The sequence below is a fragment of the Nitrospira tepida genome, assembly GCF_947241125.1.
Lineage (GTDB): Bacteria > Nitrospirota > Nitrospiria > Nitrospirales > Nitrospiraceae > Nitrospira_G > Nitrospira_G tepida.
On the sequence record NZ_OX365700.1, the window covers coordinates 4144853 to 4158422 of the forward strand.

General features: G+C 61.7%; 12 protein-coding genes. 4 read left to right on the top strand and 8 right to left on the bottom strand.

All coding sequences use genetic code 11. From position 1 onward, the window contains the following. Window positions 1–177 precede the first annotated feature (177 nt). The 4 genes from QWI75_RS19655 to QWI75_RS19670 form a co-directional block, all read right to left on the bottom strand. Window positions 178–1815, bottom strand: a complete 1638-nt coding sequence (locus tag QWI75_RS19655) for an alginate export family protein (protein WP_289270989.1) — start codon at window positions 1813–1815, stop codon at window positions 178–180. A gap of 338 nt (window positions 1816–2153) precedes the next feature. Then, a complete protein-coding gene (gene tatA / locus QWI75_RS19660; RefSeq protein WP_289270991.1) occupies window positions 2154–2444 on the bottom strand; it encodes a twin-arginine translocase TatA/TatE family subunit in 291 nt (96 codons plus the stop codon). Window positions 2445–2501: 57 nt separating this feature from the next. Then, window positions 2502–2768 (bottom strand): twin-arginine translocase TatA/TatE family subunit, encoded by a 267-nt coding sequence (gene tatA / locus QWI75_RS19665; RefSeq protein ID WP_289270993.1) that lies wholly within the window; start codon window positions 2766–2768, stop codon window positions 2502–2504. Window positions 2769–2989: 221 nt separating this feature from the next. Then, window positions 2990–4405: an SAM-dependent methyltransferase gene (locus QWI75_RS19670; protein ID WP_289270994.1), complete on the bottom strand. Its 1416-nt coding sequence runs from the start codon at window positions 4403–4405 to the stop codon at window positions 2990–2992. A 249-nt stretch (window positions 4406–4654) separates the two neighbouring features. Here QWI75_RS19670 and QWI75_RS19675 point away from each other — a divergent pair, with 249 nt between their 5' ends. The 4 genes from QWI75_RS19675 to QWI75_RS19690 all read left to right on the top strand — a co-directional run bounded on the left by QWI75_RS19675 (window position 4655) and on the right by QWI75_RS19690 (window position 8214). Next, window positions 4655–5215 (top strand): hypothetical protein, encoded by a 561-nt coding sequence (locus tag QWI75_RS19675; protein WP_289270996.1) that lies wholly within the window; start codon window positions 4655–4657, stop codon window positions 5213–5215. 131 nt (window positions 5216–5346) lie between these two features. Then, window positions 5347–6102: a glycosyltransferase family 2 protein gene (locus tag QWI75_RS19680; protein ID WP_289270998.1), complete on the top strand. Its 756-nt coding sequence runs from the start codon at window positions 5347–5349 to the stop codon at window positions 6100–6102. Between the two features lie 9 nt (window positions 6103–6111). Next, on the top strand, window positions 6112–6420 hold the full coding sequence (locus tag QWI75_RS19685; RefSeq protein WP_289271000.1) for a lipid-A-disaccharide synthase N-terminal domain-containing protein: 309 nt from the start codon (window positions 6112–6114) through the stop codon (window positions 6418–6420). A gap of 48 nt (window positions 6421–6468) precedes the next feature. Further along, complete coding sequence (locus QWI75_RS19690; RefSeq protein ID WP_289271001.1) at window positions 6469–8214, top strand: ArnT family glycosyltransferase; 1746 nt, start codon at window positions 6469–6471, stop codon at window positions 8212–8214. A 25-nt stretch (window positions 8215–8239) separates the two neighbouring features. Here QWI75_RS19690 and QWI75_RS19695 read toward each other — a convergent pair whose 3' ends face one another. From QWI75_RS19695 to QWI75_RS19710, 4 genes are all read right to left on the bottom strand, one after another. Then, window positions 8240–9352, bottom strand: coding sequence for a phosphatase PAP2 family protein (locus tag QWI75_RS19695; RefSeq protein WP_289271003.1), 1113 nt, complete (start codon window positions 9350–9352; stop codon window positions 8240–8242). Then, complete coding sequence (locus tag QWI75_RS19700) at window positions 9349–10503, bottom strand: TolB family protein (RefSeq protein ID WP_289271005.1); 1155 nt, start codon at window positions 10501–10503, stop codon at window positions 9349–9351. Before QWI75_RS19700 ends, QWI75_RS19695 begins: the two co-directional genes overlap by 4 nt. Further along, window positions 10475–12703, bottom strand: a complete 2229-nt coding sequence (locus QWI75_RS19705) for a M1 family metallopeptidase (RefSeq protein ID WP_289271007.1) — start codon at window positions 12701–12703, stop codon at window positions 10475–10477. Before QWI75_RS19705 ends, QWI75_RS19700 begins: the two co-directional genes overlap by 29 nt. A 62-nt stretch (window positions 12704–12765) precedes the next feature. Continuing rightward, complete coding sequence (locus tag QWI75_RS19710) at window positions 12766–13551, bottom strand: response regulator (protein WP_289271009.1); 786 nt, start codon at window positions 13549–13551, stop codon at window positions 12766–12768. Window positions 13552–13570 lie beyond the last annotated feature (19 nt).

The window sequence follows — 13570 nt, forward strand, 5'->3', positions numbered from 1 at the left end:
CCATTATCCACATTCGAACAGCGATGAAGAGGACTGACTGCATCGGTTGTGACTTCTTTACGTTTGACGAATGACGCGTGACGCATGTCCGTCTGCGGGCAAACTGCGTCGTGGCGGGCCAAAAAAAATCCCGCCGGGGAGATGACTCCCCGGCGGGAACAGCAAGAACCCTGCAGGTTAGAAGTTGATGTGCAGTTGGGTGTAGGCCCAGGTCTGATTGACCGGTTGATTCCCTGCGCCGGCCTGATTGTCGAGGAAGCCCCCCGCAAACATGTAGCTGGCACCAAGTTGCCAAGCCACCTTGTTGTTCTTGAAGAACAGCGTGTAGATGAAATCGATTTCGTCCGCCAGATGGTTGGCGGTATTGGTGGCGGTTGGTGCGTAGTAGCAGTTCTGCGCCGCCCGGTACCAACAGTCTCCGGCCGTCTGCCTGCGGAAGTTCCAGTAGCGGAACTCAAAGTGGTTGGCCGCATAGTCGAATGGAATGAATTGCAGGCTGGCGCTGTAGGCCACCATGTTCCGCCAGGCCATGATATCCGCGTAGCCCATCACGATGTGGTTTGTCGGATAGAGGTTCTCGAAGGTGTTGGCGGTGCCGCCGCAACCGGCCGGATTGGCGCTGGTGCAATTCCCGGCATCGCCGTCGCCGGAAGCCATGTTGAACTCGAGACCGATCCGAGGCGCCCAGGGAATCGGCAAGGTCACGCCGCCCTCCGCCGCAAAGGCGTAGGCATTGATGTGGGCACGTTGACCTGACTGCCCAATATCCATTGAACCGAACTGATAGTAACCTTCGGCCGATCCATCGAAGATGCTCTTGCGCAACGCAACCCGCATACCGGCTGTATGCCGGCTCTGGCCATTGGCGTGAGCCGCTAATACGCCGTTTATCGGGCTGGCAGCGTTAGCTTGCGCCGCACCGTTACGCTGCCAGACCCACAAGGGTTCGATCGCCAGGCCAGCCATCGGCTTGAAGGCCAGCCTCGTGAAGAACAGGTCGGAATCCGCTCCTGCTTTAGACGCCGTGCTGGTCGGAGCCCCCTGGGGCATCACGCCGAAGGAGGTGCTCTGCTGTCCGAACCCGTTGAACTCCTGATCCATCGGCTTCAACCAGCCGCCCCAGAGCTCCCAGGTCGGCTGTTGATACTGGAACGTCACGCCGTCATGCGAAAATCCGGTATTGGCCCAGTCGAAGTGGCCAAACAGCCGGTGATCGCCCATGACGATCAATTGACGGCCGGCCTTGAGGCTGAGTCCCTGGATTCCTATGTTGCGGATCATGATGAAGGCCTGACGGAGGAACAGGCTGTCCGCCTGGCCGTTGTTGAACGCGTCGTTCGAACAGATGCTGCCGCCGGCACTGCAGCCGGCACCGTTGTTGATTGTATTATCTGCTGCGCCCCAGTTTTTGGCCCATTGGGGCTGTGCAAAGAAGTCCACGTCGGGCGACAGGGCATAGTTCAACCCGATGCGGACCCACTGTTGGACATACCAATCATTGGCGCCACCTACCCGACCGGTGGTCGGTTGGCCAGGAAGGCTCTGCGTCACGCCGAAATTGGAATTGGTCCGGATTTCCGGCCGGACCCTCATATCACCGTTGACGGTGAAGTTCTTGAGATCGAAGAGAGGGCTTTTGGGGGGATCGAAGTTCCAGTATGGGATCAAGTCCGGCATCCCCCGCGGCACCGGCTTGACGTTGGTCGGTTTGTCGATCACCTTGTCGGCGACCGGCGGATCAGCGAAGACGAGATTGACCGGACCTCCCAGCAGTAGTGCCCCTACCGCCAGCCAGAGCAATCCACGTTTACACATAGCGCTCCTCCTGTAAAAGATAGATAGAATGATAATAGGACCTCTGCGCTCGACATCGGCAGATCAGTTCCGCTCCGCCGATGTTGCAGGCGCTGCTGCGCCTGACACGACCTTGCATAACCGGGATCCACCGTCTCCTGCGAGACGTGACGCGCATGCTGAACTGGAAAAGGTACGGACGGAGGCTCTGTGTGACCTTGCCTCAGCCTCGTGCTGCAGAACAGGGTCACGGGAAGGATACACCGTGACAGCTACGAACGAACCAACGTCACCCCCCTTCGTTGGTCATCGCGAGTCTTGGTGAATGGCGTGGGTCTCTCCCGTCGAATCCGACGCCGTCAGGCGTGCTTCGACGAATCGGTACTCTGCTCTTGTTCCTGTGTGGCGTTGGTGATTTCCTGCTCGGCTTCCTTGATCGACATTTCGATGTCTTGCTGGGCCAGCTTCACTTCGGATTGAATCAGATTGATTTCCGGCTCGACTGTCTTGCGCAGATCGTCCGCTGTTTCCTTGAACCCCTTGACCGCCTTCCCGACCTGCCGGCCGATTTCAGGCAGCTCCTTCGGGCCGAACAGCAGGAACGCGATCACCAGAATGATAAGAATTTCTCCAGCCCCCAGGCCAAACATGTCGGAAGACCTTGTTCCTTTTCGTCCCGACGCCTCGAGGTCTGCGTATCCGGATCTCTATCCCTGCTTGACCGTAGGCTGCGTGGCGGACTCAGCGGGCGCCGTTGCCTGAGCCTGCTGGGTGACTTGCGGAGGGGCTGTCGGTGGAGGCGGTTCGCCGGCCGGCGTGACATCAATGGCGTCCGGCTCGTGAACCGTCTTCTTGAAGCCCTTGATGGCCTTCCCAAGTCCCTCGCCCAACTGCGGCAGCTTGCCGGCCCCGAAAATGATCAACACAATGACCAGAATCAGGAGTAATTCCATCCACCCAAATGATCCGAACATGGCCTGTTACTCGTCTTTCCGTCTGCGTTTTATGCGGAATCCGTTATTGCCGTCGGCAGCTATGTCGAATCACCCCGCCCCGCGATCGCCGATTCCTCAACCCAACATCCCCTCGTTTGGGGGGCGTCTCCCTCTTGGCGCGGGAAGGTAAAGAAACTCATGCAAATAGTCAAGGGGTTTTCATCTTCCGGGCCGCATGAGACGTCGGCGGAGGGACTGGATCAGGGTCTGAAAGACCAATGGGCGTAGTCTACTCCGGCCGGAGGGATGCCCCAAACAATATCGATTTCGTCACGCTCATAGCCCAGCGTCTCCAGGTCCCGCAGGCTGGCCAGGATTTCCTCTTCGGTCAGATAGGCGACGGTGTCCGGCACCCCGTCCTGCTTCATGGACAGCAACGTGCCTTGAACCGCTTCCCGTTCCTCCGGCGGGAAATCGGGCGACAGGGGAAAGTGCAACGTTCGCCGGTAGGGACTGTGGTAGGACTCGTTCAAGGCGCGAATGGTCTGGACGATCAGCCGGTCCTGTTCCCACTTCGCCAGATTCTTGGCCTTGGGGTGCGTGGCCAACAGATCCGTCAGCGTGATCACGTTCACGCCGAGGCTCCGGCCGACGAATTCGCGCTGCGGCTCGATCAGCGCCTCGCGAATCCCCAGATGGTTGGCGACCGCTCCGACCAACGCCAGATTGACCATGACGCTGTAGAGTCCCCCGAATTGCCCCGAACAGGGTTTCTCCGGGTTGTTGAGCACGGCTACGTCGGCGGTGCCGGCATCAAAACTGCTGAACCCGATGGCGCCGGCCATCAACAGGCGCTTCGCTTCCTTCACGGTGGCAAAGGCCCCTAAATTCACCGGCACGAGCACCTGCTCGTCGATCTGTTTCAAGAATTCCATGATCGTTTTCCGGTAGGGCACGTCCTTCCACTCGACCTTGCGGTATTCACGCTCCCAAATGACATCATCAAAGAAGGGCGGGAACCCGGCCAGCGCCGCCGCGTCTTTCTTCACAAAGGCGCGGATGAACCCCGACCAATCGGCGATCGCCGCGTGTTTCGCTTCGCTGAGATTCGGCCGGACGTGTTCCTCTTCGACCTCGCCGTCCTTCTTGGTCAAGAGCTTGGTCGGCATCTCGTTCCAGAGTTCGTTACAGAAGATGCGATCCACCGTCCCCGCCTCGACCGCCGGGAGATCTTCGACGTTCCCGCAGATGGTCTCGACCCGTTCCCGATGGCCGGCCAGATCCGGATGCGCCAGTGCCCGCTCCAAGGCCTGAGGCCGCTGGTCCACCAGGACGTACCGGATGCGCGGATAGATCGTGCCCTCCCGGTCCAGCGACTTCACGTGAGACAGGAAGCAGGCGGCGAGGTTGCCGTGACTGGCGCCCCATTCATGCACCACCAGCGGCGCCGCTCGCCGCTCGTCCGTCCATGTTCGATCGCGCGTCCGGACCCGTTCCACATAGTCCGCCGCCAAGGCATGCGCCAGTCGATAATCGGAGGAGGTAAAGGTCTGAAAATACTCGCCAGCCCGCTCGCCCCGCAGTTGATGAAACAGGTCGTTGACATGCGCTTGCCACTGGTCCACCGGTTGATAGTCGCCGAGCGGTTGGGGGACGACTTCGGTATCCTGCAACATATGTCTGTGCCCTTCCTCTTGAGAGTTCTTCAAACGGCGACCATTCTAACAAACGGGTTTTCCGGCCAGCAACGGGCCATTGCCAGGCATGCCGCATTCCGGCCCGCCACCTTGCTCGCTCCAGCCCTCCGGTCGGTCCGGAGAAGTTGGGAACAGGAGCGCTTCCTTGACACCGGTCCAGGCGCAGTGTACCTAGAAAGCATGAATCGGAAAGGTCACCGAGACGCACCTCACGGGACGGGAGCCAGGATGCTGAGCCTCGGCTTGTCCGTAGGGCTCCTCATCTGCACCGCTACGGCCGGCCACACGGAAGACCTGCAACTGACCCCGAATGTCCCGATTCCGGAGTTTCAGAACCGCGCCGACGACGTCCGCCCCTACAATTTCGATGCCCCGCCGGAGGGCATGTTTCGCTCGATCCTGACCGCCCAGGGTTACGAGGAGGAGCCGGGTTTTCGGCGCACCCATGAAATTGTGCCCGTGAATCCGCGCGAAACCTTTCCTCCGGACACCCCGGCCGTGTACATCGTCTTCCAGTTGCATCAGCATTATCAGTTCTTCAAGGTGTTCGGCCTCTGCTTTCCGGAATCGGTGGAGGGACTCGATCCCAAAACCGTCGTCACCCGGGACGTGATGCAGATCGTCTCCGAAGACGAGAGCGGCTACTTGCAACTGCTTCCTCCTTCGGGCGGCTGGAAGCCCGGCCGGTATAAGGTCGAAATCTACGCCGGTGAAGCCGTCAATGACGTGACGATGTTCGGAACCGTGCGGTTCTCGATCAGCACGACGGCCGCATCCCACGCTCAGTAGTTTCCCTTCAACGAACCGCCCGGCGCGACCACGGCGTCGCGGCCGGTCCGTTTGACCTCGCTCGGAATCATTCGATAGAATGCGCCGATCCGGTCGGCTTGCCGCCTCTCCGGAAGGGTTTTGTGTCCGCCATGAATGCATCGCCCCCTCCATGGGTGTCCGTGGTGATCCCCGTCAAGGATGAGCGGGATAATGTGGTTCCGCTCACGGAGCATTTGTTGAAGGTGCTCCAGACCCATGAGGCCTCCCACACCGCGGCCTTTGAAATCCTGTTCATCGACGACGGCAGCACCGACGGGACCGCGGCGCTGCTCGACGAACTGGCCGAACGGTATCCGCCGGTGCAGGTGCTCCACTTCGATCGTAATTACGGACAGACCTCGGCCTTCGACGCCGGCTTCAAGCGTGCGGCCGGCGCGCTCGTCGTGACGATGGACGGCGACCTTCAAAACGATCCGGAGGATATCAAGACGCTCCTGCCGCACAGCGAGCGCTTCGATCTGGTCTGCGGCTGGCGAACCAATCGTCATGACAACCTGGTCCGCATGGTTTCGTCCCGTATCGCCAATATCGTGCGGAGCGCGGTGACCGGCGACCGCATCCACGATACAGGCTGCTCCCTGAAGATCTTCCGGCGCGCGGTCATCGAGCGGCTCCAGTTGTTCGACGGCATGCATCGATTCTTCCCGGCCCTGGCCCTCATGTACGGATTTACCGTGACGGAAGTCCCGGTGCGCCATCATCCGCGGGCGCACGGGCAGTCCAAATACGGCGTCGGCAACCGTCTGTTTCGAGGCCTGTACGATCTGATCGCCGTCCGCTGGATGCAGCGCCGAGTCCTCCGCTACCGCGCGCGCGCCTCGACCGTTCCTGCCTCGCGCGCGTGACCTGACCCCATGTCGACCACCGAGATCACGTGGCTGGGCATCGGCTTCTTCGGCCAGGGCCTCTTCTTCATGCGATGGGTCGTGCAGTGGCTGGCCTCGGAGCGAAGCGCGCAGAGCCGCGTCCCGATCGCCTTCTGGTACATGAGCCTCATCGGAGGGCTGATCACGCTGACCTATGCCATCTACCGGAGGGATCCGGTCTTCATCGCCGGCCAGAGCGTCGGCAGCTTTGTCTATTTTCGCAATCTGATGCTGATCCACCGGCCGTCGCGCCCCCCCGTGGCTGAATCCGCGCCCCCTCCCGTTTCGAAAACGTGATTGCCGGGCGCGATCCAGATCCCGATGGACCAACCTGATCCCGTCCCCATGAACCGAACCCCCGCCCTGTCCCATCTCCTGCTCCTGATCGCCCTCGCGGGTCTGTTGTATTTTGCGGGACTCGGCACTCTAGGACTCACCGATCGCGACGAAGGCAGCAACGCGGAAGCGGCCCGTGAGATGGTGGAAACCGGCAATTGGATGAGTCCCACGCTCAATTACGAGCCGCGCTTCGCCAAGCCGGCATTCACCTATTGGCTCATGAGCACCGCCTACCTCCTCTTCGGCGTCAATGAATTCTCGGCACGGTTGCACGCGGCCCTGTTCGGGCTTTTGCTCGTCCTGCTGCAATACCTCTTCGTCGCCAGAACCCAAGACCGGTGGAACGGGCTGGCGGCAGCCCTGATGCTGGCGTTAAACCTTGAAATGGTTGCCATCAACCGCATGGCGCTGACGGACAGCGTCCTCATCTTCTTCACCACGCTCTCGCTGTACGGGTTCTGGTGGGGTCTCTATGGAGAGGGACGGACCCGGCGGGCCATCTGGCTCTTCTACGTTGGCATGGCCTTCGCGACGTTGACGAAGGGGCCGGTCGGGTTGCTGGTTCCCCTCGTCGCCGCCGGCGCCTTTCTCACGGCCACGAAGCGGTGGCGGGACTACCGGGCGCACGGCCGTCCGTTTGCCGGCTTCATCCTCACGGCCATGCTGACGATCCCTTGGTATGCCGGCATGCTCTGGCTCCACGGCGCCAACTACAGCGCCTCGGCGCAGGCCGATACGGTCGGCCGGTTCTTGAACCCGATCGGCGGTCACGGCGGCACCATCTTTTTCTATCTTCCCGTGTTGCTGCTCGGCTTCTTTCCCTGGTCGGGCTGGTTCGTCCTCTCGTTCATCCAGACCCTGAAGCACTGGTGGGCAGAGCGACGGGCGGGCTTGGACCAGACCGCCGACGCGGGACCGTCTGCCTCCGTTCCTTCCCTTGAAGCCTTCGCCGCCTGGTGGTGCCTCTCCGTGGTGATCTTTTTTTCCCTTTCGGCGACAAGACTCCCCCATTACATCGGTCCCATGTTTCCCGCGGCGGCGATCCTGGCTGCCGGGTTGTGGCGGCGCTCGCTCGATCAGGCCGACAGCCCCGGCGCCAAGGCCGCGATGCACCTGACCACCATCCTGGGGTATCTCCTCGCGATCGGGCTGGCCTCCGCTCCCTATCTGTATGAAACCTTTCTGTCCCAGGTCGAAAAGGAATTTCCGATGGCCGGCACGGCGACGCCGGGGCTTGGCCCCGTGGCGGCAGGCGGCGTGCTCCTGATTGGCACGTCCTTGGCCGGCTATTTCGGCCGGTCGGAGACCCGCCGGGCGGGCATGCTCTGGGTGATGGCCTGCTCGCTCGGCGCGGTGATCCTCATCCTGCTCCATGTCACTGGGCCTCGCTTTCAACAGTTGTTCATCGGGCCTCCGCAACAATTGGCGGCCATTGCCGGGTTGAATCTGGGTCCAAACGACCGGTTCGTGACCTATGGACCGCACAAGCCTTCGTGGATCTTCTACGCCCGACGCAAGACCATCGTGATTCGGCCCGGCGAAGAGGACAAACTAACGCCTTACTTGTCCTTGCCGGGACGCACCATCATCCTGCTTCCCACCAGACTCAAGTCCAAGCTGCCAAAGGAGACCGAGTCTTACGAAGTGCTGTTGGCGCACGGCGGATACAGCCTCCTCGCCAACGAAGCGATGGTCAAGCTGCCGGCTCGCTCTCCAGAGAGTGAGCCGCCGCGCATGCCGCCGGGTCATTGAGCGAGGGGGAGATGAAGGGGACGGATTATTGCGGAGGAATCAGGCCCTGCAGGCCCTTGATGACGACCAGAGAGACCAAGACCGAAGCGGCCAGCGCCGCCTCAGAGACGAGGCGCCAGCGGGGAGAGGCCGCGATTACGTCAGGCCCCCTGTCTTGTTGGGTCTGGTGACTGAGCCATAACCCAGACAGGACCAGGGCTCCAATCCCGATCACGGCGGGAGACCCGGTCGCCAACAGCAGTCCAATTCCGACCAGGTACCCGCTCTGAAGGCGAAGAAACGGCCACACCCCCCGACCATCTGTCCGGCCGTTGGGCGGCTTCACCAACAGCCGTGCCAGCGTGCCGCACAGCGCCACGCAGGTTCCCGTCACAAATGTGGCGGCCATGACCCAGTCGAACTGCGACGGGTGGCTGCCTGTCCAGAGCAGGGCGAAGATAACCAGAGTCAAGGCTGTGGCAGCCGACACCGCTTCCCAGACGGACGTTCGCCACCGCTCCAGCGGACGGCTGATGATCCACCCGGCCACGAGCCCTAGAATTGCACCGGCCATCACATCCGTGACGAAATGCGACCCTCTCAATATCCGGCTGAATGTCACCAACGCTGCGGTTCCGTACCAGATCCATCTGGCCGAGGGATAGCGCCGGGCCAAGACGGCCGCGACCGTGAACGCGGCAGCAGCGTGACCGGAGGGAAACGAGTCAAACCCGTTGTCCATCGAAGGCCAGAGCTGAAATCCGCCGGCATGATTGAACTTCGGCCTGGGCCTCCCGACCACATGCTTCAAGAGCGTCACCAGCAGCGCCACGGCCCCGTGGGCGATCAGGCTTTGCCATCCAGCCTCCATCACGTTTCGTCTGCCGAGCCACCATCCGCCGGCCAGCAGCCCTGCGCTGAACAGCGCCAGATAGAGCCCGTCGCCCACCCAATTGCCGATCCAATTGGTCCAGAACAACCACGGGTTGGGGAAATAGCCGATCGGATGTTCAAGCGACCGAATGAAGCGCGCGAGCGGGACATCCACTTGAAACAGCCCAAAGAAGAGCAGGAGCAGAGCTAGACTGATCAGCAGCCGTCCGACCGAGAGGCCGAAACGCGGTGGCCGGCTGTCAGCGGAGTCAGCGAGCGCAGTCATGGAATCCAGTCGGCCAGGAACACATTGAACTCACCGGGCTGTTCGGCCTGTCGATCCGACACCCAGACAAGACGCTTGCCGTCCGGCGAGAACATCGGGAAACTGTTGAACTGCCCTTCGAACGTGAGTTGCTCAAGGTCGGTGCCGTCGTCGTTGATGAGATACAGGTGGAAGGCCCGTTCTCCGGGACGAGCGTTCGACGCAAAAATGATCCGGCGCCCATCAGGGTGAAAATAGGGCGAGAAATTGGAGGCGCCATTGGACGTCACCTGGCGGCGTCCGCTGCCGTCCGCATTCATGACGAAAATCTCCAACCGGTTGGGTTTCACGAGTTTTTGCTTGAGCAGGGCTTGATACTCGTCGACCTCCTCCAAGGTCTGTGGGTGTTGCGCACGGTAGACGATGCGCCGGCTGTCGGGAGAAAAAAACGGCCCGCCATCATAACCCACCTCCGTGGTCAGGCGGCGGACATGGGTGCCGTCGATGTTCATCGCATAAATGTCCAGGTCACCGTCCCGCAAGGAGGTCCAGACGATCGTCTTGCCGTCCGGAGAGATGGTCGCCTCCGCATCATAGCCGGGCGTGTGGGTCAACCGCTGCATTTGCTGGCCGTCCAGCCTGACCGAGTAGATGTCATAGTCGTCCAAGGCCCACCGGTATCCCTCTTCGCGGCTCGGCTTGGGAGGGCAGCTCGGCGCCACATGATGGGTCGATGAATATAGCACCCGTCGCCCGCCGGGGAAGAAATAGCCGCAGGTGGTGGCGCCGACCCCGGTGCTGACCAGTCGGATTGATTCGCTCTCCAGATCCATCACATAGATTTGATAGCACCCCAAGCCCCGCTCCGCCTTCGTCTTGGCCGTCGGCAACATGTCGCCCTTCGCATCGCGCCAATCGTTGGTGGATTGAAACACCAGTTTCGAGCCTTCAAAGGAAAAATACGCTTCCGCATTCTGCCGCCCCACGGTGAGTTGGCGAATATTGGCGAGGTGTCGTTCCACGCCCGTTTTCGCCGGGGCCATGGATGATCCGCCCGGCGCCGCAGGCTCGCCCGCGCCATAGGCCAACGCCTGCGCCAGGATCAACGACAAGACCCCTACCCCGATCACCCCGGCCAGCCCCTTACCGAACCGATAGACGTTCAGACTCACGGTCTCCTCCGAAATCACCTCGAGCCACGACGGCCCCGTCCCGAAAAATAAGGTAGCTCTGCCATCCGTAAAAGAACAAGAGGCGCGTGACCCGCCCTGCGGCCTCCGGCGTCATGCCGTAAAACAGCGTGGCCACATGCCCCGGCGCCTGCTTGACCGGACAGGATACGAGGACCGCCAGATTCGTTCCTTCGACGACCGATTGATCAATGGCCACCCGCGCCTCGTCCAATTGCACCCGCGCTGCACAGTGTGGGTCCGAGGCGTGCCGCCAGGCATCGCGTTGAGTTGGACCGAGGAATAGCACGGATCCTCCCGACCGGCCGAGGTCCGCCCCTTCCGGAGGCAAGACCGCCGTGGTCACTTTCTGTGAATCAGCGGCCTCCTGCGTCGTGAGCCGTTCGACCACGCGCCGGTAGATACTGGACTCCTCCCGGGCTGTCGTCGGCGGGACAATGACCGTTCGCGTCCGGTCAGTGACGAACAGGTTCAGCATCGGCGGCAGGACCGCCCGGTCGATCCGTCGAAACACCATGTAGTCAGGGTCCAACTGGACCGATGCAGGCATGAACGACAGCGGGACTTGAACGCGATCGGATGACGATCCGACCTTCACGGAGATGGTTTCCTGGTGCCCCTCTTCGCCGCTCACCGCCAACGGGAGGGTCAGCCCATAGGGTTCTCCGCGCTGGACGATGGTCACATCAAGACGATGTTGCGATCTGCCTGCGCCCTGTGGATCACGGGCTAGAACGGCCTGGACCAGGCTCAATTGTGGCGCGCCTGGTTGCTCGATCCACTGGGCGAAAAACCGGCGCAGGTCCCGCCCGGTCAAAGCGGCGTAGAGCCGCTCGATCCCGCGCCAGTCCAGGTAGCGGCCGCCGTATTCCCGGACCAACGTTCGCAGACCCTTCCAAAACTGCTCCTCCCCCACCTCCTGGCGCAGCATATGAAAGACCATGGCCGCCTTCTGATACCCGATGGCGTTATCCTTCTGGTCCGTCTTACGCATGAACTTCGCGACGGCGTAATCATCTTCCGCCGGGACATAGACCGCATAGCCGGCCAGCATGAGCCGCCGTTGTTCACGCGCCTGCTCCGGCGTTCCCGTCAGCTCCTCGTAATAGTAATTGGCCAGATAGGTTGTCAGTCCTTCGACCCAATTTCCCGTCTCCGGCCGATTGAACACATAATTGCCGATCCAGGAGTGCACGATTTCATGGCCCAAGGCGTACGGCTGCACGTACCGCCGTTTGATGACCCCGCTGCCCAGGAGGGTGAAGGACGGCATCCCGAGACCGGCCGGGAAAAAATTCTCCACGACAGCGAATTTCGGGAACGGATAGGGGCCCAGCAATCGGCTGTAGACGTCCAGGTATCGACCGGCCGCATCGAGATAGTCCTGTGCCAGCGCGGCTTCCTCCGGGAACAAATAGGTTTCAATCAGCACCGGATCGCCGTGCTCCCCTTTCCACTCGCGCGCCGTGCGGACGAATTGGTTGGCGACCAGCGTCAGGGCTTCGGTCGGCTCGTTGACCTCCCATTCCGTGACCGGCGCTTCGGCGGGCCCGGCCTCCGAATCCAACGGCGTGAGCCGCCGGCCATGGGTGACCGCCGTCCAGCCGGAAGGCAGCGTCACGCGCAGGGCGAATGTGGCGATGGAGCCGGCACGATCAGGGTACCAACGGGATTCGCTGCTCAGGTAGACTCCTTCCAGCCCGATGTAGCCCGATGTGTCGCTGGGCGTGACGAACCGGAGATGGCGCGGTTCTTTCGGCGGATCATGGATCACGCCGTCATATTCCCAGTCCATGGTGACGGCTTGGCTGCCGATCGGCTCCCGGAACTCGATGGTGACGATTTGGGTCGGTTCCCCGGCCAGCTCCCGGGAAAGTTCCTGGCGGCGGGTGACCTTCAGCGGCAGTCCGTGCCCGTTCCCCCGAGCAGACACTTTCGTAACGTTCAACGTGGGAGCCAGCTCAAATTCGAGCCGATCGATCGCCGATCCGGATAGTTGCACGGTCATCTGATCGGACGCTTTCAACCGGTGTGACTGAGGAGTGAGTTCGACGGTGAGGCGATGCTGCGAGATCGAACCCGACTGATTGGACTTGAATGAAGCTGTCTCTTGGGCCGCGAGAGTCGAAGGCGCATCGCTGTCGCCGACGGCCCAGGCCGCCACCGGCAGCGAGCCCCACACGATTGCTCCAACCGAGACGAGAATCCTACAGAGTCTGCGAACGGAGGGACGGCCGCTGAGGGTCATCCCTCCCGACAGACCAGCACCAACTGAACCGCCATCAGCAGGCGGTCGAGATCGACCGGCTTGTAGAGGACTTCTTGGATGCCGAGATCCCATGCGGTTCGAAGCAATTCCTCGCTCTGGCTGCCGGTCAAGACGATGATGCCGCCGGCGAATCCCCGCGGCTGTAAGGCTTTGATGACTTCCACGCCGTCCAACCCCGGCATGATGATGTCTAACAGAATCACATCGGGGGGGTCCCTTTCAACCAGCGCAAGGCATTCCTCTCCGGAGGCGGCGCCTTGGACCGCATAGCCGCGCATCTCCAGGAATTGCACGAGCAGCTCGCGAACCAGCGGTTCGTCGTCGACGACCAGGATGCGTTCGGATTGGGCCCCTTCCGTCGACGGGGCGGTCGAAAAGTACCGCGACTCCTGGGCCTGCGCGGCGGGACGAGCGACCCGGTTGACCGTTCGGATCAGCACGTCGAGCGACAAGCCCTTCCTCAAGAAGTCGGTTACGCCGAGTTCCCGCGCAAGGTTCTCGTGAATGTCCGTCGCACCGGCCCCGAGCATGACGACCGGCGCCAAGGGATCTCGGGCGCGTATCTCCTTGAGCACGGCCAGCCCATCCACCTCGGGCATCCGTAGATCCAACAGGGTCACGTCCGGTTGAAGGGTTTGAAAACGTCCCAACCCTTCGCGCCCGCTTTGCGCCGTGACGACTTGGAAGCCATGGCGAGCGAAGATGACCTGCAACATGTCGCAATTCAGCCGATCGTCGTCGATCACCAGCATGGTCGGCATCGAGGTTTCCCTCCTCCGG

Coding starts and splice junctions, on each gene's coding strand:
- QWI75_RS19655 (WP_289270989.1), bottom strand. CDS start 1,815: ATGTGTAAACGTGGATTGCTCTGGCTGGCGGTAGGGGCACTACTGCTG.
- tatA (WP_289270991.1), bottom strand. CDS start 2,444: ATGTTTGGCCTGGGGGCTGGAGAAATTCTTATCATTCTGGTGATCGCG.
- tatA (WP_289270993.1), bottom strand. CDS start 2,768: ATGTTCGGATCATTTGGGTGGATGGAATTACTCCTGATTCTGGTCATT.
- QWI75_RS19670 (WP_289270994.1), bottom strand. CDS start 4,405: ATGTTGCAGGATACCGAAGTCGTCCCCCAACCGCTCGGCGACTATCAA.
- QWI75_RS19675 (WP_289270996.1), top strand. CDS start 4,655: ATGCTGAGCCTCGGCTTGTCCGTAGGGCTCCTCATCTGCACCGCTACG.
- QWI75_RS19680 (WP_289270998.1), top strand. CDS start 5,347: ATGAATGCATCGCCCCCTCCATGGGTGTCCGTGGTGATCCCCGTCAAG.
- QWI75_RS19685 (WP_289271000.1), top strand. CDS start 6,112: ATGTCGACCACCGAGATCACGTGGCTGGGCATCGGCTTCTTCGGCCAG.
- QWI75_RS19690 (WP_289271001.1), top strand. CDS start 6,469: ATGAACCGAACCCCCGCCCTGTCCCATCTCCTGCTCCTGATCGCCCTC.
- QWI75_RS19695 (WP_289271003.1), bottom strand. CDS start 9,352: ATGACTGCGCTCGCTGACTCCGCTGACAGCCGGCCACCGCGTTTCGGC.
- QWI75_RS19710 (WP_289271009.1), bottom strand. CDS start 13,551: ATGCCGACCATGCTGGTGATCGACGACGATCGGCTGAATTGCGACATG.